The sequence below is a fragment of the Leucobacter ruminantium genome, from assembly GCF_017565705.1.
Classification (GTDB): Bacteria; Actinomycetota; Actinomycetes; order Actinomycetales; family Microbacteriaceae; genus Leucobacter; species Leucobacter ruminantium.
In genome coordinates this window covers 44,287-66,267 of sequence record NZ_JAGDYL010000001.1, presented here as the reverse complement: position 1 = coordinate 66,267, position 21,981 = coordinate 44,287, and the positions used below count along the sequence as shown (strand labels likewise).

Annotated in this window: 20 protein-coding genes; 11 read left to right on the top strand and 9 right to left on the bottom strand. The window is 70.7% G+C overall.

The annotated features are described in order from the left end of the window. The first annotated feature begins 76 nt into the window (after positions 1–76). Together dapE and J4H91_RS00295 are read left to right on the top strand one after the other, a co-directional pair. Positions 77–1,165, top strand: a complete 1,089-nt coding sequence (gene dapE, locus J4H91_RS00300; protein WP_208044569.1) for a succinyl-diaminopimelate desuccinylase — start codon at positions 77–79, stop codon at positions 1,163–1,165. 65 nt (positions 1,166–1,230) lie between these two features. Beyond that, positions 1,231–1,401, top strand: coding sequence for a DUF3117 domain-containing protein (locus J4H91_RS00295; RefSeq protein WP_208044252.1), 171 nt, complete (start codon positions 1,231–1,233; stop codon positions 1,399–1,401). A gap of 94 nt (positions 1,402–1,495) precedes the next feature. Here J4H91_RS00295 and J4H91_RS00290 read toward each other — a convergent pair whose 3' ends face one another. Continuing rightward, positions 1,496–2,128 (bottom strand): class I SAM-dependent methyltransferase, encoded by a 633-nt coding sequence (locus J4H91_RS00290; protein ID WP_208044251.1) that lies wholly within the window; start codon positions 2,126–2,128, stop codon positions 1,496–1,498. Between the two features lie 119 nt (positions 2,129–2,247). On the opposite strand from J4H91_RS00290, the gene J4H91_RS00285 reads away from it, so the two are divergent. After that, on the top strand, positions 2,248–2,607 hold the full coding sequence (locus J4H91_RS00285) for a twin-arginine translocase TatA/TatE family subunit (RefSeq protein ID WP_208044250.1): 360 nt from the start codon (positions 2,248–2,250) through the stop codon (positions 2,605–2,607). A gap of 20 nt (positions 2,608–2,627) precedes the next feature. On the opposite strand, the gene J4H91_RS00280 is transcribed toward J4H91_RS00285, so the two are convergent. The 3 genes from J4H91_RS00280 to J4H91_RS00270 are packed head-to-tail and all read right to left on the bottom strand — an operon-like array spanning position 2,628 to position 5,588. Continuing rightward, positions 2,628–3,779 (bottom strand): Mrp/NBP35 family ATP-binding protein, encoded by a 1,152-nt coding sequence (locus J4H91_RS00280; RefSeq protein WP_208044249.1) that lies wholly within the window; start codon positions 3,777–3,779, stop codon positions 2,628–2,630. Further along, on the bottom strand, positions 3,763–4,311 hold the full coding sequence (locus tag J4H91_RS00275; RefSeq protein WP_208044248.1) for a DUF1003 domain-containing protein: 549 nt from the start codon (positions 4,309–4,311) through the stop codon (positions 3,763–3,765). The genes J4H91_RS00280 and J4H91_RS00275 overlap by 17 nt, the downstream gene beginning before the upstream one ends. 2 nt (positions 4,312–4,313) lie before the next feature. Continuing rightward, a complete protein-coding gene (locus J4H91_RS00270; protein WP_208044247.1) occupies positions 4,314–5,588 on the bottom strand; it encodes a magnesium transporter MgtE N-terminal domain-containing protein in 1,275 nt (424 codons plus the stop codon). A 163-nt stretch (positions 5,589–5,751) separates the two neighbouring features. Here J4H91_RS00270 and J4H91_RS00265 point away from each other — a divergent pair, with 163 nt between their 5' ends. The 3 genes from J4H91_RS00265 to J4H91_RS00255 all read left to right on the top strand — a co-directional run bounded on the left by J4H91_RS00265 (position 5,752) and on the right by J4H91_RS00255 (position 8,696). Continuing rightward, the gene (locus tag J4H91_RS00265; RefSeq protein WP_208044246.1) at positions 5,752–6,912 is read left to right on the top strand and encodes a YncE family protein; all 1,161 of its coding nucleotides are present in this window, start codon (positions 5,752–5,754) and stop codon (positions 6,910–6,912) included. Between the two features lie 43 nt (positions 6,913–6,955). Beyond that, positions 6,956–7,453, top strand: a complete 498-nt coding sequence (locus tag J4H91_RS00260) for a YflT domain-containing protein (RefSeq protein WP_243752462.1) — start codon at positions 6,956–6,958, stop codon at positions 7,451–7,453. Between the two features lie 94 nt (positions 7,454–7,547). Beyond that, complete coding sequence (locus J4H91_RS00255; RefSeq protein WP_208044245.1) at positions 7,548–8,696, top strand: hypothetical protein; 1,149 nt, start codon at positions 7,548–7,550, stop codon at positions 8,694–8,696. Positions 8,697–8,726: 30 nt separating this feature from the next. On the opposite strand, the gene hrpA is transcribed toward J4H91_RS00255, so the two are convergent. After that, complete coding sequence (hrpA, locus tag J4H91_RS00250) at positions 8,727–12,836, bottom strand: ATP-dependent RNA helicase HrpA (protein WP_208044244.1); 4,110 nt, start codon at positions 12,834–12,836, stop codon at positions 8,727–8,729. A gap of 45 nt (positions 12,837–12,881) precedes the next feature. Between hrpA and J4H91_RS00245 the strand changes: the two genes are divergently transcribed. Beyond that, positions 12,882–13,718, top strand: coding sequence for an aldo/keto reductase (locus tag J4H91_RS00245; protein WP_208044243.1), 837 nt, complete (start codon positions 12,882–12,884; stop codon positions 13,716–13,718). Between the two features lie 72 nt (positions 13,719–13,790). Further along, positions 13,791–14,810 carry a malate dehydrogenase gene (locus J4H91_RS00240; protein WP_208044242.1) on the top strand — a complete coding sequence of 340 codons (1,020 nt, stop codon included), beginning with the start codon at positions 13,791–13,793 and terminating at the stop codon, positions 14,808–14,810. Between the two features lie 126 nt (positions 14,811–14,936). Here J4H91_RS00240 and speB read toward each other — a convergent pair whose 3' ends face one another. Both speB and J4H91_RS00230 read right to left on the bottom strand, forming a co-directional pair. Continuing rightward, positions 14,937–15,884, bottom strand: coding sequence for an agmatinase (speB, locus tag J4H91_RS00235; protein ID WP_208044241.1), 948 nt, complete (start codon positions 15,882–15,884; stop codon positions 14,937–14,939). A 43-nt stretch (positions 15,885–15,927) separates the two neighbouring features. Then, the gene (locus tag J4H91_RS00230) at positions 15,928–17,286 is read right to left on the bottom strand and encodes an MFS transporter (RefSeq protein ID WP_243752461.1); all 1,359 of its coding nucleotides are present in this window, start codon (positions 17,284–17,286) and stop codon (positions 15,928–15,930) included. A gap of 194 nt (positions 17,287–17,480) precedes the next feature. Here J4H91_RS00230 and J4H91_RS00225 point away from each other — a divergent pair, with 194 nt between their 5' ends. Both J4H91_RS00225 and argG read left to right on the top strand, forming a co-directional pair. Further along, positions 17,481–18,962: a PucR family transcriptional regulator gene (locus J4H91_RS00225; protein WP_208044240.1), complete on the top strand. Its 1,482-nt coding sequence runs from the start codon at positions 17,481–17,483 to the stop codon at positions 18,960–18,962. Between the two features lie 53 nt (positions 18,963–19,015). Beyond that, positions 19,016–20,437: an argininosuccinate synthase gene (gene argG, locus J4H91_RS00220; protein WP_208044239.1), complete on the top strand. Its 1,422-nt coding sequence runs from the start codon at positions 19,016–19,018 to the stop codon at positions 20,435–20,437. 64 nt (positions 20,438–20,501) lie between these two features. Here argG and J4H91_RS00215 read toward each other — a convergent pair whose 3' ends face one another. Next, positions 20,502–20,750 (bottom strand): WhiB family transcriptional regulator, encoded by a 249-nt coding sequence (locus tag J4H91_RS00215; RefSeq protein WP_010156721.1) that lies wholly within the window; start codon positions 20,748–20,750, stop codon positions 20,502–20,504. A 194-nt stretch (positions 20,751–20,944) separates the two neighbouring features. On the opposite strand from J4H91_RS00215, the gene J4H91_RS00210 reads away from it, so the two are divergent. Further along, positions 20,945–21,373, top strand: a complete 429-nt coding sequence (locus J4H91_RS00210) for a hypothetical protein (RefSeq protein WP_208044238.1) — start codon at positions 20,945–20,947, stop codon at positions 21,371–21,373. Positions 21,374–21,382: 9 nt separating this feature from the next. Here J4H91_RS00210 and J4H91_RS00205 read toward each other — a convergent pair whose 3' ends face one another. After that, entirely contained in the window at positions 21,383–21,856 is a 474-nt protein-coding gene (locus tag J4H91_RS00205) for a peroxiredoxin (RefSeq protein ID WP_208044237.1), read from the bottom strand. Between the last annotated feature and the right edge of the window lie 125 nt (positions 21,857–21,981).

Below are 21,981 nucleotides of genomic sequence, written 5' to 3'. Positions count from 1 at the left end.
GGGATCGCCGGGGCCCTGCCGGGGCGAGGGATCGCATAGGCTTGCATGCGTGAATTCCGCAGCGAACCCCGCCCCCGTGCCCGTGCTCGACCCGTCGCTCGGTCCCGCCGCGCTGACGCGGCGGCTGTGCGACATCCCGTCGGTCTCCGGCGACGAGCGGGCGATCGCCGACGCGATCGAGGCGATGCTGCGGGAGCACGCGCCGCACCTCGCGGTGACGCGCGACGGCGACACCCTGATCGCGCGCACGGAACTCGGTCGCGCTCGCCGCGTCGCGATCGCCGGCCATCTCGATACGGTTCCGATCAACGGGAACCTGCCGATTCGCGATGTCCTCGACCCCGAATCGGGTGAACCTGTGATCTGGGGCCGCGGCACGGTCGACATGAAGGCCGGCGTCGGCGTGCAGCTGGCGCTCGCCGTCGAGCTGTCCGATCCCTCCGTCGACATCACGTGGATCTGGTACGACCATGAGGAGGTCGCGTCCGACCTCAGCGGGCTCGGCCGTGCCATGCGCAATCGTCCCGAGCTGTTCGCCGCCGACTTCGCGATCCTCGGCGAGCCGTCGAACGGCACGATCGAGGGCGGCTGCAACGGCACCCTGCGGGCCCGCGTGACGATGCTCGGGCGTCGCGCCCACTCGGCGCGCAGCTGGATGGGCGAGAACGCGATCCACCGCGCAGGGCCGATGCTCGAACGGCTCGCGGCTTACGAGGCCGAGCGCGTGGTGGTCGACGGCCTCGAATACCGCGAGGGTCTGAACGCGGTGCGCGTCGAGGGCGGCATCGCGGGCAACGTGATCCCCGACCGCTGCACGATCGAGGTGAACTACCGCTTCGCGCCGAGCCGCAGCGTCGCCGAGGCAGAGGCACTCGTGCGCGATTTCTTCTCTGATGCCGACGAGGTCGAGGTGGTCGACGCGGCCCCCGGCGCCAGGCCCGGCCTCGACGCGCCGCTCGCCCGCGCCTTCGTGGAGGCGGTCGGTCAGCAGCCGACCGCGAAGCTCGGCTGGACCGACGTGTCGCGGTTCTCGGCGCTCGGCATCCCGGCCGTGAACTTCGGGCCGGGCGACCCGCTGCTCGCCCACGCCGACGACGAGCAGGTGCCGATCAGCCAGATCATGTCATGCGCCGCGGCCCTCCGGGCGTGGCTCACCGCCGGATGATTTCGCGGATCGGCTCGAACCGCGGGATAATGGACGGGAACCACCAAACGTGATGAGGAGGCGCCATGGCTGCAATGAAACCGAGGACTGGGGATGGCCCCATGGAAGCGGTGCGCGAGAGCCGGGCGATCGTCGTATACGTTCCGGTCGAGGGCGGCGGACGCATCGTGATCTCCGTGACCGACCAGGAAGCGGCGGAGCTGCGCGACGTGCTGGCCGGCGTGCTCGACGGCTGAGGCGCTGAGCTTCGAAGGCCCCGCGATCCGACAGGGATCGCGGGGCCTTCGTGGTTCTCGGGGAGCTCCGCTCGCCGGGCCGACGGGGCGGCGCTCAGTCGTCGAGGCGCACGAGCGTCAGCACTCCGTCGCCGGCGGGCGAGAGCACCGGGGCGATCGCGGCCGACTCCGAGACGAGCGCCAGCAGATCCCTCATGTTCTGGGTGGCGGTGTCGCGGGCCGCCGGCTCGGGCACTCGCCCGTGCGAGAACGCGTTCGTCACGATGATCGAGCCGCCCGGGCGAACGATGCCGAGGGCGTGCTCGAAGTGGTCGAGCAGTTCGAGCGGGTTCGCGTCGAGCAGCACGAGATCGTAGGCCGAGGTGTTCAGCCGGGGCACGACGTGCCTGGCGTCGCCCTCGATGAGGCGCAAACGAGATCCGGGGATGCCGGCCTCGGCGAACATCGTCTTCGCCTCGCGCAGGTGCTCGGGCTCGATCTCGATCGAGGTGAGGGTCGCGTCATCGACGTAGCGCAGCAGCGAGAGGCCGCTCACGCCCACACCCGTTCCGATCTCGCAGATCGCCTGCGCGCGGCTCAGGGCGGCGACCGCGGAGAGGTGGGCGCCGACCGAGCGGCTCACAGGCTCCACGCCGAGCTCCAGCGACAGGCGACGAGCACGCACCAGCGCCTCGGTCTCGCCCGGGTACTGCTCGGCGTACTGCCAGTTGCGTTCGAGCTTGCTCACATTCTCCTCCGTCGTGCCGATGCCGATCCTCCTAGAGTAGGGCCGCGCGGCCCCGGCGGTGCGCGCACACGCTCTCGCCGGGCCAAATCCACAGCGTCCGGGCGGGTACGATTGGGGTGATGCTGGGCCTGACCTTCGAGAAACTGCTGGTGATCCTCGTGATCGCGGTTTTTGTCGTCGGCCCGGAACGACTGCCGGCCTATGCGAAGAAGCTCGGTGACCTCGTCCGCACCGTCAAGCGGATGGCCGACGGCGCGAAGGATCGGCTGCGCGACGAGATGGGCCCCGAGTTCGACGACGTCGACTGGAAGCAGCTCGATCCTCGCCAGTACGATCCGCGCCGCATCATCCGCGACGCGCTGCTCGAGGATGAGCGTGAGGCGGCGCGTCCCGCGCGCGGAGCCTCAGCCGCGGAGCGGATCGTTGCACCCCGGCGGCCCGACACGGGCGAGTTCCACTTCGACGACGAGGCGACGTAGCGCGGATCCCTCGCGGCCGATCAGCGGACGCTGAGACCCAGCGATCGCCCCGCGAGACCGCGGCCGCCGGCCATCAGGCGCTCGGCGATGCGCAGCACCTCGGCCGCTGCCGGATCGTCGGGATGCCGCAGCACCGCCGGCTCACCCGTATCGCCCCCTGCGCGGAAGACGGGGGAGAGGGGCACGCTGCCGAGCAGCGGCACCTCGCCGTGCTCGGCGTCGCCGAGCCGCTCGGCGACGAGCGCACCGCCGCCCGTGCCGAAGAGGTCGAGCACGCTTCCGTGGGGCTGCAGCAGGCCGGCCATGTTCTCGATCACGCCGATGACCCGCTGACCCGTCTGCCTGGCGACGAGCGCGCTGCGCACCGCGACATCGGCCGCGGCCTCCTGCGGGGTGGTCACGACGATGACCTCGGCCTGCGGCAGCAGCTGCCCCACGGTGATCGCGACGTCGCCCGTTCCCGGGGGCAGGTCGAGCAGCAGTACGTCGAGGTCGCCGAACCAGACGTCGCGCAGGAACTGCTCGATCGTGCGATGCAGCATCGGACCGCGCCACGACACGGCGGTCGTGCGTGGGTCGGCGTCGCCCAGGAGCATGCCGATCGAGATCGCCTTCACACCGTGCGCCACGGGCGGCAGCATCATGTCGTCGACTCGCGTGGGCTGCTCGGTGACGCCGTCGCGGCTCAGCCCGAGGAGGCCGGGGATCGAGAATCCGAACACGTCGGCGTCGACGAGGCCGACCGCGAGACCCCGCTCGGCGAGCGCGACGGCGAGCCCCGCGGTGAGCGAGGACTTGCCGACACCGCCCTTGCCGCTCGTCACGGCGATCACCCGTGTCAGCGACTCGGGGCCGAACTGCCGGGGGCGCGAGCCCCGGTCGCCGCGCACACGCTCGACGAAGTCGCGCCGCTCCTCGGGGGTCATGACGCCGACCTCCACGCGCGCCTCGGAGACGCCGGGCGCCTGCGACGCCGCCTCGAGCACGTCGGCCTCGATGCGTCGCGCCGCCGGGCACCCCGCGATCGTGAGCAGGATCGACACGGTCGCCCGCCCGTCGGCGTCCACCTCGACGGCGCGCACCATGCCGAGCTCCGTGATCGGACGCAGGATCTCGGGATCCCTCACCCGATCGAGCGCGGCCAGGACCGCCGCCTCAGGCGCGGTCGGCATCCGGATTCTCCTCGGGCGCGGGATCCTCTTCCTCCTGCAGCTCGGTCAGCAGGGCCTTCAGCTCGGCGCGCACGAAATCGCGATCGGGGAGATCCTTGATCGCGAGGCGCAGCGCGACGACCTCGCGGGCGAGGAACTCGGTGTCGGCGAGGTTGCGCTCGGCGCGCTGCCGGTCCTGCTCGATCTGCACCCGGTCGCGGTCGTCCTGCCGGTTCTGCGCCAGCAGGATCAGGGGAGCGGCGTACGAGGCCTGGAGGGACAGGATGAGGGTGAGCGCGGTGAAGCCGAGCGCCGCGGAGTCGAAGCGCCACTGCTCGGGGCCGTAGGTGTTCCACGCGAGCCAGACGAGGCAGACGAGGGTGAGGATGAAGAGGAACCAGGGCGTTCCCATCCCGCGGGCGATCGCCTCGCTCCAGCGCCCGAAGCGCTCGTTGCTGCTCCGGTCCGAAGCGTCCGAGGGCCGCACCTTGACGGCCCGGGAGCCGGCGGAACGCGGGGCGTCGAGACCGGTGTCGCGCTTGAACAGTCCCATGATCAGGCCCTCCCCGCGCGGTCGTCGGCGTCCTCGTCGTCGGCGTGGCGCCAGTCGTCGGGAAGCAGATGGTCGAGCACGTCGTCGACCGTGACGACTCCGACGAGTCGCTGCTGATCGTCGACCACGGGCATCGCCACCATGTCGTAGCTCGCCAGCCGTCGCGACACCTCGGCCGCGCTCGCGTCGACCGGCACGGGCTCGATCTCGGTGTCGAGCAGCGACGACAGACGCTCGTGGGGAGGGAAGCGCAGCATGCGCTGGAAGTGCGCCATGCCGATGTACTCGCCCGTCGGCGTCTCGTAGGGCGGGTTCGTGACGTATACCGCCGAGGCCATCGCGGGAGGGATCTCCCTCCGCCGGATCATGGCGAGCCCCTCGGCGACGCTCGACTCGCCCGAGAGCACGATCGGGGCGGGGCTCATGAGGCCGCCGGCGGTGTCGCTGTCGTATTCGAGCAGGCGGCGCACATCCTCCGCCTCCTCGGGCTCCATCAGGTCGAGCAGCTCCTCGCCCTTCGCGGTCGGGAGGGCCGAGATCAGGTCGGCCGCGTCGTCGGGCTCCATGCGGTCGAGCACGTCCGCCGTGCGGTCGGCGGGGAGCTGGGCGAGCAGCGCCAGCTGGTCGGCTTCGCTCATCTCCTCGAGAGCATCGGCGACGCGCTCGTCGGGCAGCTCGTCGATGACCTCGAGCATGCGGGCCTGCGGCAGCTCGAGCAGAGCCTCGGCGAGGTCGGCCGGTTTGAGGTCGACCATCGTCTGGATGAGCAGCTCCGCCGACTGCGCTCCCACCTTCGAGCTCGGCAGTCGCACCTCGGACCAGCGCACGATGCGCGACTCGGCGCGCGCGAACGGAGCCGACGGCTTGGGCAGTCGCACGAACAGCTCGGACACGAGCCATTCGCCGTTCTTCGCACGTTCGATCGCGGCATCCTCGATCTTCGCGGTGACGGGCGCACCCGGGCGCTCGCCGGCCACCAGCACCTCGCGTCCGATCATCTCGGCGATCATCCTCGTCTCGCCGCCGCGCTGCTCGAAGCGGCGCACGTTGATGAGACCGGTCGTGATGACCTGGCCCGATCCGATCGAGGTGACGCGGCCGATCGGCACGAACACTCTGCGTTTCCCCGGGATCTCGACGATGAGGCCGACGACGCGCGGTGCGCTGGCCGCGCGATAGACGACCAGCACGTCGCGCACCTTGCCGATCCGATCGCCGACGGGATCGAACACACCGCGCCCGGCGAGGCGCCCCACGAAGACCCTCGAAGTACTCACACCCCTACGCTACCGGTCCTGGGCGTGCCCCGGGGCGCTCGGCCGGCGCTTTCCGGCGAGGGATCCGGGGGACGGGCCTCGTGGGCACGATCCCTCGCCGAACACGCGCCGCTGCGGGCTCCATGGTCAGAGAGCCGTCAGCCGACTGCGGGAGACTGGGGAGATGCCGCGCGCCCATACCCACGCCCCGCTTTCACGACGGGGCCTCTTCGGCGCGGCGGCTGTCGCGGGCCTCGTCCTCGCGGGCTGCGCCGCAGAGCCGCGGGCGTCGAGAGACGGCGATCGTGCTCCTCGCGATGAAGCGGTTCCCGAGGAGCCGCAGCCGGTCGCGCGGGAGCTCCTGCTCGTCTCGCTCGCGCGCTCCGACGAGGTCGCGGTGATCGACCCGGCGCTCCCGGACGCCGAGGCCGTGCACCGCATCAGGGCGGGTGCGGCGCCCTGGGGTGTGGCCGTCGCGTCCGGCGGTGCCACGGCCTATGCCGCGACCGCCGAGGGGCTGGCGGTCATCGACCTCGCGGCGGGCGAGCGCTCCGCCCTCGTGGCCTACCGACATCCCGCCCCGTTCGTCTCGAGCGGCGAGTACCGGCCTGGCGGCCTGGGGCTCGCGGTCTCGCCCGATGGCTCGCGGGTGTACGTCGCGGTGTCGAGTGGTGCGGGCGGGGCGGTGCTCGAGGTCTTCGACACGGCTGCCGGAGCCTTCGTCGGGGAGGCCGCAGTCGGCGAGCGACCCTTCGACGTGCTCGTCGCGCCCGACGGCTCATGGGCTGCGACCGTCGATCACGACGGCTTCGGCGTGACGGTGATCGACGCCGTCTCCCTGGAGCCCACGACCCACCGGGTCGCGCCGTTCGGGAGCGAGGGCGGTCTCGCGTCGTGGGAGAAGCCGCACTACGGCGCGGTGGAGGCAGACGGCTCGGTCCTCCTGCCGGTGCAGGGCCGCACCGTCGTGCGCCTCGACCCGCGCACGGGAGCGACCTCCGCGATCCCGAGCGCCGCGAACTCGCACTCGCACGGCACCGCCCTCGCCGGGCGCAGCCTGCTGACCGTCGGCACCGGGGCGTTCGGCAATGCGACAGGCGGCCCGAACCTGTCAGTCCTCGATCTCGACAGCGGATCGGAGCGCCTCGTACCGACCGCGGTGCCTCACGAGACCGTCGCGCCGTGGAAGGATCCCGCAGGCCGCGAATACGCCGCAATGGCCGGAGGGAACACGCGAGACGCGGGGTGGGACGGCATCACACTGGTCGCTCTCGACGACCTCTCGACGCGAGAGATCCCGGTTCCCGGGTATCCGCAGGCCATCGTCCGTTTCGCCCGGAGCTGAAACTCGGCGGCCTTCCCGCAGGCGACGGTGAGAGAATAGGAGCATGAGCACTCCGGGCCCCGTCTCCTCCTCGCGCCTGCCGATGATCCCCGAGATCCCCAAGGGCGAGGTGATCTCCACCTACGATCGCTACGAAGACGCGAAGCACGCGGTCGACGTGCTCGCGCGAGCGGGCTTCCCGGTGCGTCAGATCAGCATTCTCGGCAACGACGTGCGCAGCGTCGAGCGGGTCACCGGCCGCCTCACCTACGGTCGCGTCGCGCTCATGGGCGCGCTGTCGGGCGCCTACCTCGGTCTCTTCCTCGGCCTGCTGCTCTTCATCTTCCAGCCCGACAACGCCGCTATTCTCGGTGTCTTCGCCGCCGCAGTCGTGATCGGAGCAGGCTTCGGCATGCTGTTCGGCGTGCTCTCGTACGCGATGAACCGCAACCGCCGCGACTTCTCCTCGGTCATGCAGATGGTCGCGAACCGCTACGACCTCGTCACGGAGCCCGAACTGCTGCACGAGGCCCGCAAGATCCTCACCGCGTCGGTGCAGTAGCGCGGAGATGGGACAGCGGGGAAAGCCTCGTCGGCAGGGCGAGGGATCGGCGCGCGCCCGGGAATCGCACGCGCGCAAAGGCGGTCGGGCCGCCTTGACCGCGTGGCTCGTGGTCGCGCTCGTGCTGGGGGCGATCTTCGGCCTGGGGCCGCTCGTCAGGTACCTCAAGGCGCCCGCCATCTCCGAGGGGTTCGGGATCGAGGACGCGGTCGTCGCGCTGCGGCTCGACGCCCGCGACATCTCGTACCTGGTGCTCGTGAACGAGGCCGGCGAGACGCGCTCGGTGCGTCTCGATGAGCGGGGGTTCGAGAACTCGCGGTTGGTCTGGTCCTCCAACGGGCTCAGCACGGGGGACCCCGGCCACGAGTACGTGCTGCACGAGCACGGTCTCACGGAGATCCCTCTCCCCGGAGAGCACGAGGGTCGCAGCGAGTGGAGCCGGACCGCGACCGACACGGGTTTCGCGGTGATGATGTCTTCGCCGCAGCGTCCCGAGATCGCGTTCGTGGATGCCGCCTCGGGGACGCTCTCCCGGGCCGACACGGACTACGCCGTGCCGGCGCTGGCCGGGTGCGACGGGCAGGCGGTCATGGTCGGCCCGAACGGCGTCGAGACGGTCACGCCCGAGACCGAGGACTTCGCGGGGCTCGGCCTCTTCGACGGCGTCACCGCGCTCGCGTGCGACGCCGACCGCGCCTATGGGCTCGGGGAGATCTCCGACGGGTCGCCCTCGGCGCAGGCGCTGCGCGTGTGGGACCGCGAGACGGGGGAGATGGGCGAGGTCGAGCTGCGCTACCCCGATTCCGTCGGGCAGGCCTACCCCGAGACGCCGTTCGTGCGCGAGGGACGGCTGTACTGGGCGGCCGACTGGCGCCTGTGGTCGGTGCGGCTGCCCGATGCGGCGGAGCGGCCCGTGGTCGGCGATGATCGCCCGGTCGCGGAGGTCGAGCTCGCCGCGGAGCTCAGCGGTTTCGTCGATGATTACGACCCGGTCGTCGGCATCGGCGAGGGCGTGCTGGCGCAGGCCGGCGGACGCGTCTACGGCGTCGCGGCCGATGAGGAGTTCGTCAACCCGAGCAAGGGGCCCTCGTACGACAGGCTCGAGGGCCTCGCGATCTTCGGCATCGACACGGTGACGGGGGAGCGCCGCGTCGAGATCGAGGTCGACGACATCGACTTCCCGAAGCGCGACCTGCACGTCCACGCGATCGCGGTCGACCCGGAGTGGGCGGCGTCGCGCTGAGTCCCTGCGGGAGGCGGTGAGGGATCCCGCCTACCCCTCGCGCAGCGCCTTCTGGATGCGCTGCACCGAGACCGGCTCGGCCGTGCGCAGCCGCTGCGCGAAGAGGCTGACCCGCAGCTCCTCGATCAGCCACCTCGCGCGCACGAGCCGATCGGGCGCGTCGACGGGAAGCGGGATCTCGCCGCCCGCCTCCGCGAACATCGCGAGCACGCGGTCGACCTCGTTCTGCCAGGCGCGATCGCGCCCCGGGTTCTCGACGAGACCCCGCATGCGCAATTCGACGGCCTCCAGGTAGACGGGCACGCGCTCGAGCCGTTCGAGGCCCGTGCGCGACACGAAGCCGTCCGCGCCGTTGCCGGCCCAGACGAGCCCGTCCACCTGCCGCGCCGCATCGGCCACCTGACCGAGCACGTGGATGGATTTCGCGCCGTCGATGGCCTTGCGCGCGAGCCGCGCCCGGTCGAGCGCGCGAGCGGTGAGGGCGATGGCGGCGTAGATGTCGTCGATGAGGGATCGGGCGTACTCGTCGGCGATCGCGGCGAACGCCTCCGCCGACCAGACGAGGCCGTCGGGGGCGTGGCGGCGGATGGCGCGGTCGGCGACCGCGAGCGAGACGTCGGCGATCGCGAGGTCGAGGGTGCGGTAGGGGCCCGCACCGAGCAGCAGCTTCTCCTGGTTCGAGAGGTGCTCGCGCACGTAGCTCGCGGGCGAGGGCGAGCTCAGGACGAGCAGACGGCGGATCCCTCGCCGGGAGAGCCTGGCCTGCTCGGCCTCGTCGGCGACGAGCACGAGATCGACGCTCGTGCGCCGGTCGACGATGGCCGGGTAGGCGCGCACGACCCCGCCGCCGCTCGCGCGGCCCTTCGCGTAGGCCGTGTCGACGTGGCGCGGCAGCTCGCCGAAGTCCCAGGTCGTGGCGCCGGTGCGTTCCAGGTCGCTCTTCGGGAGCGCGGCCGCCGCGACCTTGGCGACGCCCTGCGTGGCCCGCTGCTTGTGCGCCGCCTGCAGCTCGGACAGATCCTTGCCGCTGCCGAGGGTGCGCCCGCGGGCGTCGACCACGCGGAAGGTGGGGGTGAGGTGCGCGGGCAGCCGCGAGGGATCGAAGTCGTCGGGGGAGACCGAGACGCTCGTGCGGCGCCGGATCTCGTCCGCGAGCAGCTGCGTGAGGGCGGGAGCGTCCGCGGACGCGTCGAGCTTCGGCTCGACGGTCGCGAGCAGCGTGCGCGCCCAGTCGGCCGCGGGCACGACGTGCTTGCGGATCGCCTTCGGCAGCGTCTTGATGAGTGCGGTCACGAGCTCCTGGCGCAGGCCGGGCACGAGCTTCTCGAAATCGGAGCCGTCCAGCCGGGGCAGCAGCGGCAGCGGCACGTTCACCGTCACGCCGTCGTCCTCGGCCGTCGGATCGAAGCGGTACTTCAGCCGCAGCGTCTGGTCGCCGTGCCGCCACTGCCGCGGGAACTCGCTCTCGTCCACCTGCTCGGCGTCGTCCTCGAGCAGGTCCTCGCGGCGCATGGTCAGGAGCTTCGGCTGCTTCCGCTGAGCCTCCTTCCACCAGCCCTCGAAGTCGCGCACGGTCGTGATGTGCCGAGGGATCCGCTCGTCGTAGAAGTCGAACACGGTCTCGTCGTCGGAGACGATGTCGCGGCGGCGCGTGCGCTCCTCGAGCTGTTCGAGCTCTCGGCGCAGCTGCCGGTTGGCGCGGTCGAAGGCGTAGAGGGATCCCCCTGCCGGCACCTCCCACTCGCCCTCGACGAGCCCGTGCCTGATGAACAGCTCGCGCGCCTGCTCGGGGTCGAATCGCGACAGCTGCACGCGTCGGCCTGTCACGATCGGCACGCCGTACAGCGTGACGCGCTCGACGGCCACGGCAGCGCCCTGCTTCTTCTCCCAGTGCGGCTCGGAGATCTGGCGCTTCGCGAGCGGCCCCGCGAGCTCCTCGGCCCAGGCCGGGTCGATGACCGCGTTGGAGCGTGCGAAGAGCCGCGACGTCTCGACGAGCTCGACGCTCATGACGACCTCGGGCGGCTTCTTCGCGAGCACCGAGCCGGGGTAGAGCACGAAGCGGGTGCCGCGCGAACCGAGGTACTCCTGGGCGGGCTTGCGCTTGACGGCGCCCGCGACGTTCCGCCCGCGGGACGGGGCGCTGCGGTCCTGCCGATCGTCGCGCACGCCGAGCTGCGACAGCAGGCCCGCCAGGATCGAGCGGTGGATCGCGTCCGACGAACCGGACTCCGCCCCCGAGGCGGATCCCTGGCCTGCCCCGGACCCCTGGGCGCGAGGGGTCGCGTTCGGGGGTTTCCGACGCCCTGATACCCCCGATTGCGACCCCTGCTCGGGGAGGGCGGAGGTCGCGGCAGGCGTTGAGGGGGCCAGGGCGGCGGCGGAGCCCGCTGAACGCTTCACTCCGGCGATCCGCGACAGCTGCCGGAAGAGGTCCATCCACTCGCGCACCCGCAGGAAGTTCAGGAACTCGGCCTTGCAGAGCCTGCGGAACGCGCTCGACGACAGCTCCCGCTGCTGCTCCTGCAGGTAGTTCCAAAGGTTCAGCAGGGTCATGAGATCGCCCTGGGGATCGGCGAAGCGGGCGTGCAGCTGATCGGCCTGCGCGCGCTTCTCGCTCGGCCGCTCGCGCACGTCCTGGACGGTGAGGCCGGCCACGATCGCGAGTACATCCGGCACCGCGTCGTGGCGCCTGGCCTCGATCACCATGCGCGCGAAGCGCGGCTCGATCGGCAGGCGGGCGAGCTCGCGGCCGATCTTCGTGATGCGATGGGCGGCCTTCCCGCGCCGGGATCCGCCGGAACCGCGGCCCGACCCGGAGGCGGGTGCGGTCTCCACCGCGCCGAGCTCGGTCAGCAGCCCCAGACCGTCGGCGATCCCTCGCTGGTCGGGAGGCGTGAGGAAGGGGAAGCGCGCGATGTCGCCGAGGCCGAGCGCGAGCATCTGCAGGATGACGGAGGCGAGGCCCGTGCGGCGGATCTCGGGCTCGGTGAACTCGGGGCGGTTCTCGAAATCCTCCTCGGAGTAGAGCCGGATCGCGATGCCGGGGCTCGTGCGGCCCGAGCGGCCGGAGCGCTGGTTGGCGCTCGCCTGCGAGACCGGCTCGATGGGCAGCCGCTGCACCTTGCTGCGCGCCGAGTAGCGGGAGATGCGCGCCGTGCCCGCGTCGACGACGTAGCGGATGCCGGGCACCGTCAGCGACGTCTCCGCGACATTCGTGGCGAGCACGACGCGGCGGGCGGCGGCGTTCGCCCCGCGCTTGGGCTCGAAGACCCGGTGCTGCTCGGCCGCGGAGAGCCGGCCGTAGAGGGGGAGGATCTCGAGCGGCCTGGCTCGATCCCTCGCGAACCGACCGTTCAGCGCATCGGCCGCGTCGCGGATCTCGGCCTCGCCGCTCAGGAACACGAGCACGTCACCCGGCTCTTCGCGCCCCAGCTCCTGCACCGCGTCGCCGATCGCGTCGAAGAGGTCGCGCTCGACCTTGCGCACGCGGTCGGCCCCGCCTTTCGGGTCTGGTGTCGTGACCTCCTCCACCAGCGGCCGGTAGCGGATCTCGACGGGGTAGGTGCGCCCCGACACCTCGATCACGGGGGCCGGCTCTCCGTCGGACGAGGCGAAGTGCCTCGCGAACGACTCGGGGTCGATCGTCGCCGAGGTGATGATCACCTTGAGATCAGGGCGGCGGGGGAGCAGGGTCTTCAAGTAGCCGAGCAGGAAGTCGATGTTGAGGGATCGCTCGTGCGCCTCGTCGATGATGATCGTGTCGTAGGCGGTGAGGTCGCGGTCGCGGTGGATCGCGTTGAGCAGGATGCCGTCGGTCATGAGGCGGATGCGAGTCTCGGCCGACACCCTGTCGGTGAAGCGCACCTGGTAGCCCACGAGCCCCCCGAGCTCGCTTCCCAGCTCCTCGGCGACGCGCTCCGCGATCGTGCGCGCCGCGATGCGCCTCGGCTGGGTGTGCGCGATGCGCTCGCGGCCGAGCGCGAGGGCGATCTTCGGCAGCTGCGTCGTCTTGCCCGAACCGGTCTCGCCCGCGACGATCACGACCTGGTGGTCGCGGATGGCGTCGGAGATCTCGTCGCGCATCTGCGAGACGGGGAGATCGGCCGGGAACTCGATGCGCAGCGCGGGATTCGTCATGACGCTTCTATTATCGCGCGCCCGGGCCGCTCTAGACTGGGCGGCATGAGTGCGCTGCAGATTCCGAATATCACCCTGAACGACGGCCGCGGGATCCCGCAGCTCGGACTCGGCGTCTTCAAGGTCGAACCGGGCGAGACCGAGCGCCTCGTGTCGGAGGCGCTCGAGGCCGGGTACCGTCACATCGATACGGCCAGCTACTACCGCAACGAGGCCGAGGTGGGCCGGGCGATCGCCGCGAGCGGCATCGATCGCGACGAGATCTTCGTGACGACGAAGCTCTGGAACACCGACCAGCCGCGCCCGCGCGAGGCCTTCGACGAGAGTCTCGATCGACTCGGCCTCGACCGCGTCGACCTCTTCCTCATCCACTGGCCCCAGCCTGAGCGCGGTGAGGCGCTCGGCGCGTGGCGATCCCTCATCGAGATCGCGGAGTCCGGCCGGGCGACGTCGATCGGCGTCTCGAACTTCGAGATCGAGCACCTGCAGCAGCTCATCGACGAGACCGGCGTCGTGCCCGCCGTCGATCAGATCGAGCTGCACCCGCTGCACCAGCGCCGCGAACTCGCCGACTTCTGCCGAGCGCAGGACATCGCGGTCGAGGCGTGGGGCCCGCTCTCGCAGGGCAAGTCCGACCTGCTCGAGCGCCCCGAGATCGTCGCCGCCGCCGAGGCGCACGGCAAGACCCCGGCCCAGGTCGTGCTGCGCTGGCACGTGCAGCAGCAGCGCATCGTCTTCCCGAAGACTTCGCGGCGCGAGCGGCTGCTCGAGAACGCCGCCATCTTCGACTTCGCGTTGAGCGATGCCGAGCTCGCCGCCATCGATGCGCTCGACGAGCAGCGGGGCTTCGGCCCCGACCCGCGCGCCTTCAACGACCGCTGAACGATCAATACCCGCCGCCCGGCGGCGCCGGAGCGACCGCCGCGCGGACGCCCAGACCAGAGAGGGATCGGCATGACCCACGATACGAACACCGCGAAGGCGCCCGTCACCGTCACCCTGACGGGGGCGGGCGGGCAGATCGGCTACGCGGCGATGTTCCGCATCGCGGCGGGCGACATGCTCGGCGCAAACCAGCCCGTGCGGCTGCGGCTGCTGGAGATCCCCCAGGGCATGCGCGGGGCCGAGGGCGCCGCGATGGAGCTCGCCGATTGCGCCTTCCCTCTGCTCGCCGGGGTCGACATCACCGATGATCCCGGGGCGGGCTTCGAGGGTGCGAACATTGCCATGCTCATCGGCTCGCGGCCGCGCACCGCGGGGATGGAGCGCGGCGATCTGCTCGCCGCCAACGGCGCCATCTTCGGGCCGCAGGGCGCGGCGATAGGCGCGGGGGCGGCCGACGACGTGCGCGTGATCGTGGTGGGCAACCCCGCGAACACGAACGCGCTCATCGCGCAGCAGCACGCGCCCGACGTGCCGGCCTCGCGGTTCACCGCGCTCACGAGGCTCGACCACAACCGCGCCGTCGGCCTGCTCGCCGCCGAGGCCGGGGTCGCCGTCTCAGAGGTCGACGGTGTGACGATCTGGGGCAACCACTCCGCCACGCAGTACCCCGACCTGTCGCACGCGACCGTCGCCGGGCGGCCCGCGCTCGACGCCGTCGACGCGTCCTGGGCGCGCGGGGCGTACATCGAGCGCGTCGCGAAGCGCGGCGCCGAGATCATCGAGGTGCGGGGCGGCTCGTCGGTCGCGTCCGCGGCGAACGCCGCGATCGAGCACGTGCGCGACTGGGTGCTCGGCACGGGGACGGCTGCCGATGGGGTCCCGCGCCGCACGAGCGCCGCGGTCGTCTCGCACGGCGAGTACGGCGTGCCCGAGGGGCTGGTGTCGTCGTTCCCCGTCGTCTCGCACGGCGGAGACTGGGAGATCGTGGAGGGCCTGTCGGTCGACGTCTTCTCGCGCGAGCGGATCGGCGCCTCGGTCGCCGAGCTCGAGGCCGAGCGCGACGCGGTGCGCGAGCTCGGGCTGATCTGATCCCTCGCACCGGGGCCCTCGCACCGGGGGCCCTCGCTCCGCAGGCGGGGACGCGTTTCGGGGTATCGGCATCAGCGAAACCCCGGAACGCGTCCCCGCCTGCGGCGTGCGGGAGAGCCGGCCCGCTCAGTCCTGCGTGAGCAGGGCCATGTAGTCGAACACGAGGGTCGCGGCCGCGAGCGCCGTGGTGTCGGCGTGGTCGTAGGCCGGAGCCACCTCGACGACGTCGGCGCCCACGATGTTCAGCCCCTTGAGCCCGCGCAGCAGCTGCAGCAGTTCGCGCGAGTGCAGCCCGCCCATCTCGGGCGTACCGGTGCCGGGCGCGTACGCCGGATCGAGCACGTCGATGTCGATCGACAGGTAGACGGGGGCGTCGCCGATGCGCTCCTTCACGCGCTCGATCGCCGAGGGCACGCCGATCCGGTCGATGTCGGAGCAGCGGATGATCTGGAAGCCGAACTCGTGGTCGCGCACGAAGTCGTCCCGGTCGTACACCGGACCGCGGATGCCCACGTGCATCGAGCGGTCCTCGATGAGCAGGCCCTCCTCGAACGCGCGGCGGAACATCGTGCCGTGCGTGATGGGCTCGCCGAAGTACGTGTCCCAGGTGTCGAGGTGCGCGTCGAAGTGCAGCAGCGCCACCGGTCCGTGCACCTTCGCGGTCGTCCGCAGCATCGGCAGGGCGATCGTGTGGTCGCCTCCGAGCGCGATCACGACCTTGTCCTCGCCGACGAACTTCGACGCGGCCGCCTCGATCTGCTCGACGGCCCTCCCGATGTTGTAGGGCGTGCAGGCCACGTCGCCGGCGTCGACGAACTGCTTCTTCGCGACGGGGGTCGTGTCGAGCTCGACGTGGTATCCGGGGCGGAGCAGGCGGGAGGCCTCGCGGATCGCCGACGGTGCGAAGCGCGCCCCCGGCCGGAACGAGACGCCCCCGTCGTAGGGTACGCCCAGGATCGCGACGTCGTAGTCGGGCACCTCGTGGACCTGCGGCAGGCGGGCGAAGGTGCCGAGACCGGCGTAGCGGGGGACCTCGGTCGCCTCGACCGGGCCTACGGGCTGATGAGCCACCATGTGGAACTCCTTCTCTATCTCTGGGTGTCTGTGCTGGGGCCGGTCAACCGCCTGAGCCGGCGACGACGCGGTTGGTCGCCGTGTCGGTGAGCGAGCGGTTCGCCGTCTCGGGGGCGAGCACGAAGGTCGCGATGAGGCCGACGAGGCTCACGATGCCGCCGATGGCGAGGGATCCCGCCGCGCCGAAGTGCAGGATCGCGAGCGGCATCAGGTAGGTGCTCGTCGCGCTGCCGATGCGGCTGAACGCGGTGCCGATGCCGACGGCGGTAGCTCGGACCTCGGTGGGGAAGAGCTCGTTCGGGTAGACGATCTGGAGGAAGTTCGCCGAGCCCGACGCGAAGGCGAACAGCGTCAGGGCGATGAACAGCGGCCAGGCGCCGACGCCGGGGATGAGCGCCGGGATGATGAGGACCGCCGTGGCGAGGGCGAACGAGTAGATCATGAGCTTGCGGCGCCCGATCCGGTCGACCACCAGCAGGCCGGGGATGCCGCCGACGACGAAGAAGAGGGAGATGATCAGCGAACCGCCGTAGAGGTTCGCATCCCCGGTCATGCCGAACGAGGCGAGCAGGTCGGGCGCGAAGGTGTAGACCGCGAACATCGGGATCACCTGGGCCGTCCAGAAGATCGCGACGAACAGCGTGCGCTTGAGGTACTCGCCCCTGAACACGGAGGCGAAGGTCGCGCGGGGCGTGCTCGCGTCCGAGGGCTCGCCGAGATCTTCGACCTCGTACTGCTCGCCGTACACCTTCTTGACGACCGCGCGCGCCTCGTCGACTCGTCCCCGGGAGAGGAGCCAACGGGCCGATTCCGGCGTGCCGAGGCGGAAGAGCAGGGTGATGATCGCGAAGACGGCGGGCGTGGCCAGCAGGATGCGCCAGGCGTCAGGGCCGAAGTCGCGGAAGAGGTATCCGACGAGGTATGCGGCCGCGGCGCCGATCGCCCAGACGACGAAGGTCGCGCCGAGCAGCCGTCCCCGGTATCTGCGCGGGAGGAACTCCGCGAGCAGCGAGGTGGCGATGGGGTAGTCCGCCCCGATCGCGACGCCGAGCATGAACCGGCATGCGATGACCTGCCAGACGTCGGTGGACACTCCGCAGAGTACGGAGAAGAGTGCGAGAGCCAGGAGGTCGATGATATACATCTTGTGCCTGCCGACCTTGTCGGTCACCCAGCCGAAGAGGCCTCCGCCGACGAAGATGCCGATGAGGCTCGCCGCTCCCAGGAGGCCGATCTCGGTCGCGGAGAGCTGCAGGGCCGGCTGCATGGTGATGAGGGCGATTCCGATGATCGACAGCGCGTAGCCGTCGATGAACGGACCGCCAGACGAGAACACGGTCAGCTTGACGTGGAATCGCGTGAGCGGCGCTTCGTCCACGCTCCGGCGGGTCGTCGTTTCCAAAATGATCCTCCTTGAACAGTTCGGACTGCGGTGACGGGTGGTGCTCACGATTCTTCTGGAACCGCGGTGCGCGGGCGCGCGACTCGGGTATATCTTTTAAAGGAGCGGATAGACGAAAGTACATTCCGCACGGAGCCACGCACGGAGCCACGCGCGGAGCGATGCGCGGATCGATGCGCGGAGACGGGGGAGCGATGCCGGCGGTTCGGGACGTGCTGGAGCAGCCGCAGCTGCAGCTGCGGCTGCTGGCCGGAGCGGGCGGTCTCGACCGTGAGCTGGAGTGGGCGCACACCTGCGATCTGCCGGATCCATGGAACTGGGTGGGCGAGCGGCAGGCGCTGCTCACGAACGGCAGCGAGATCCCCGAGGACCCGGGCGGCCAGGTGGCGTGGGCCGAGCGGCTCGACCGCGCGGGGGTCGCCGCGGTCGGCATCGGCGTCGAGATGAGCGCCCCCGAGTTCTCGGCCGAGCTCATCTCGCGCTGCGATGAGCTCCGCCTGCCGTGCTTCCTGATCCCGTACCCGCTGTCCTTCTCGGCGGTGGCGCAGGCCGTCGCGGCCTCCGCCTCGCTCGCCGAGGCGAAGCGGATGCGCACCATCGGCAGACTGTATGACCTGACCACGCGAGACCTGGGCGCCTCGGACGGCGTGCAGAGCGTCATCGAAGCCGTGGAACAGCTCGTCGGACACGATATCGCCGTCGTCGATGCGGTCTGCTCGCATCGCTGGACGGATGGGGCGCCGCCACCGGCATGGCTACCGGCAGGAGAGCCGGCGTCGCCGCGCGCGACCGGTGCGCAGGTGCCCAGAGTCCGGGAGATCGACAGCGGGGAGAACGCGCACGTCGTCCCGCTGGCGGCGATGCCGGGAGCGCTCGCGTGGTTCCGCCCTAGGCCGGGGAACGGGGCCAACCAGTACCTGCTGCTCCACGCCGCCGCGGTGCTGGGCGCCGCCCTGTCCCGCCGCGCCCTCGACGAACTGCAGGAGAACCGGAGGAAGGTGGAGTACCTCGACCGGATCCTCCTCGAACAGGAGCGCTTCCGCGGCGGCAGCGAGACCTGGATGCGCAGGCTCGGCTTCGCCGGAGAGGCGCGCGGCGTCGTGCTCGTCGACGGCACGCAGGAGGCGCGCGAGTCCACCGTGCGGCGACTGCAGCGGCACGGGGTGAAGCTCACCTGGACGCTGCAGCACGAGCGTCAGCTGCTCGTCGCCCAGCACCCACGGCTCGTGGAGCTGATCGAGCACTCGCTCGAAGGAGGAGTGCGGGCCGGCGTGGGCTCGGAACTGGAGATCGGCGCCGTCCACCAGTCGCTGCGCGAGTCGGTGTGGTCGCTCCTCGCGGCGCAGGCGCCGAGAGGACGCGTCGCGGAGTTCAGGCCAGCGGGATCCTGGATGGGCTTCCACGACCCGGGCGAGGCCGAGCACTTCGTGCAGAGCATGCTCGGCGGCCTCCTGGATCCCTCGCCCATGCGCGCCGAGCTGCTGCTGACGCTCCGCACGTATCTCGAGCTCGACCGCTCGCTGAAGCGCACGAGCGAGGCGCTCGTCGTGCACCGGCAGACCGTGGTGCAGCGATTGCACAAGATCGAGGAGCTGCTCGGGGTGCGCCTCGGGTCGACGGACGCGATCGCGCGCACGTGGGTCGCCCTCACGCTGCACGCGTCGCTGCTGCACTGACGGGCGGCCCGGCCGGGTCCGACCGACCCCCTCCACGCCATAGGATAGAGGGCATGTCTAAGGTGCTTTCATCTCTTCCCGTGGGGGAGCGCGTCGGTATCGCGTTCTCCGGTGGCCTCGATACCTCCTGCGCGGTCGCGTGGATGCGCGACAAGGGCGCCATCCCCTGCACCTACACCGCCGACATCGGCCAGTACGACGAGCCCGACATCGACGGTGTCGCCGGCCGCGCGAAGGAGTACGGCGCCGAGATCGCCCGCTTCGTCGACGCGAAGCGCCCGCTCGTGGAACAGGGCTTCATCGCGCTCGCGACCGGTGCCTTCAACGTGCGTTCGGGTGGCAAGACCTACTTCAACACCACGCCGCTCGGCCGCGCCGTCACCGGCACGCTGCTCGTGCGCGCCATGAAGGAGGACGGCGTCGACATCTGGGGCGACGGCTCCACCTACAAGGGCAACGACATCGAGCGCTTCTACCGCTACGGCCTCATGGCGAACCCGGCGCTGCGCATCTACAAGCCGTGGCTCGACGCCCAGTTCGTCGAGGAGCTCGGCGGCCGCCAGGAGATGAGCGAGTGGCTCGTCGCCCACGGCTACCCCTACCGCGACTCCGCCGAGAAGGCCTACTCGACCGACGCGAACATCTGGGGGGCGACGCACGAGGCGAAGCGGCTCGAGTTCCTCGACACCGGCCTCGATATCGTCGAGCCGATCATGGGCGTCGCCGCGTGGCGCGACGACGTCGAGGTGGCCACCGAGGAGGTGTCGGTGCGCTTCGAGGCCGGCCGTCCCGTCGCGATCAACGGCGTCGAGTTCGACGACCCGGTCGCGCTCGTGTACGAGGCGAACGCGATCGGCGGACGCCACGGTCTCGGCGTCTCGGACCAGATCGAGAACCGCATCATCGAGGCGAAGTCGCGCGGCATCTACGAGGCGCCCGGCATGGCGCTGCTGCACATCACCTACGAGCGGCTCGTCAATGCGATCCACAACGAGGATACGCTGGCGAGCTACCACACCGACGGACGCAAGCTCGGCCGCCTCATGTACGAGGGCCGCTGGTTCGATCCGCAGGCTCTCATGCTCAGCGAGTCGCTGCAGCGCTGGGTCGGCTCCGCCGTCACCGGCGAGGTGACCCTGCGCCTGCGCCGCGGCGACGACTACACCATCCTGAACACCGAGGGTCCGAACCTCAGCTACCACCCCGAGAAGCTCTCGATGGAGCGCACCGTTGGCGCGGCGTTCGGTCCCGAGGACCGCATCGGCCAGCTGACCATGCGCAACCTCGACATCGCGGACTCGCGGCAGCGCCTCGAGCAGTACGCGTCGATGGGCCTCGTCGGCGTCAGCACGGCCGACGTGGTCGGCCAGCTCGAGCAGGGCGGTGCGGAGCAGATCGCCGACGCCGTCGGCGGGATCGACGAGGATGCCGACGAGCTCGGCCTCTCGGCCGCGTTCGACGCAGGCACCGACTGACCTCCATCGCACGAACAGCAGAAAGGCCCCGGATCGTGACGATCCGGGGCCTTTCTCGCAGCGGTCAGCTGGCGCGGCGGGCGCGAGCCGCGCGGCGCTTGAGCGCGCGGCGCTCGTCCTCGCTCAGGCCGCCCCAGACGCCGGAATCCTGACCGGTGTCCATCGCGTACTGCAGGCACATCTCGGTCACCGTGCAGCGGGCGCACACGGACTTCGCCCGCTCGATCTGCTCGACGGCCGGGCCGGTGTTGCCGACCGGGAAGAAGAGCTCGGGGTCTACCGTGAGGCACGCAGCCTGTTCGCGCCAATCCATCTTGTCCTCCATCTGTAAACGCACGCACGCGAAATACTGATGAGGCCGTATAGCCTAGATCTCGCGCCGTAACTACCTGAAACGTGGCTGAGAATGCTCACGTCGGTGTGCGCGAAACTCGACGGAATATATAGTTTCACGGATGCAGAAGCAAATCAATAGATAGTTTGTAAGAACTTGGAAAGGTTCGCGAAATGACCCCGTCACCCTCGGGAAACGCACGATCGGCCGTGGCCTGGCTGGTGCTCGACGTGCTGCTCGTGCTCGAAGCGCTGCTGCTCGCCTGGGTGCTGCTGATCGCGGTGCTCGCGACCTTCGGCTCGGGCGCGAGCGTCATCCTCGTGCAGAACGTGAGCCTCATCGCGATGGCGGCGCTGTCTCTGCTGTGGCTCGTGATCACGCTCGTCGGAGCGCTGCGCACGCGTGCGAGCTGGGTGCGGGGTTCGGCGCTCACGATCCACGTGCTGCTCTTCGCAGCCGGGACCGGGTGCCTGCAACTCGGGATCGGGCCGTGGCAGTTCGGCTTCGCGCTCGTCGCGGCGGCGCTCGCGGGCTTCTTCGCCGCGATCCTCGCGCGGCCGACGTTGCAGGAGATCCCGGGGGAGGGATCGGCTGCGGAGTAGCCCCGGCGGCTACACTCCGAGCAGCTTGCGCACGCGGGCCACGTGCCCTGTGGCCTTGACGTTGTAGAGGGCGTGGGCGATCAGGCCCCCCTCGTCGATCACGAAGGTCGAGCGGATGACGCCCTCGATGATGCGGCCATAGCTGTTCTTCGTGCCGTAGGCGCCGTAGGCCCGGTGCACCTCGGCCTCGGGGTCGCTGAGGAACGGGTACTCGAGGCCGTCGCGATCCGCGAAGCGGCGCAGGCGCTCGACGGAGTCGCGGGAGATGCCCAGCACGCGGTATCCCGCCGTCGCGAGCGCCTCAGACGAATCCTGGAACTCGCAGGACTCCTTCGTGCAGGCGGGCGTCATCGCCTCGGGGATGAAGAACAGCACGACCTTCTCGCCGCGGAAGTCGGCGAGGGAACGGGTCTCGCCGTCCTGATCCTGCAGGGAGAACTCGGGTGCGGGGTGGCCTGGCTCGAGGATCACGCGTTCGCTCATGGACTCCAGCGTAGCGGCATCGTGCCGGGCGCCGACTGCGGACATGGATCCCTCGCGGATCCTCGACGCGTCCGAAATCTCTCGATATCAAGATACTTGCCGATCGTGGGCTAAACTGGCGAGTG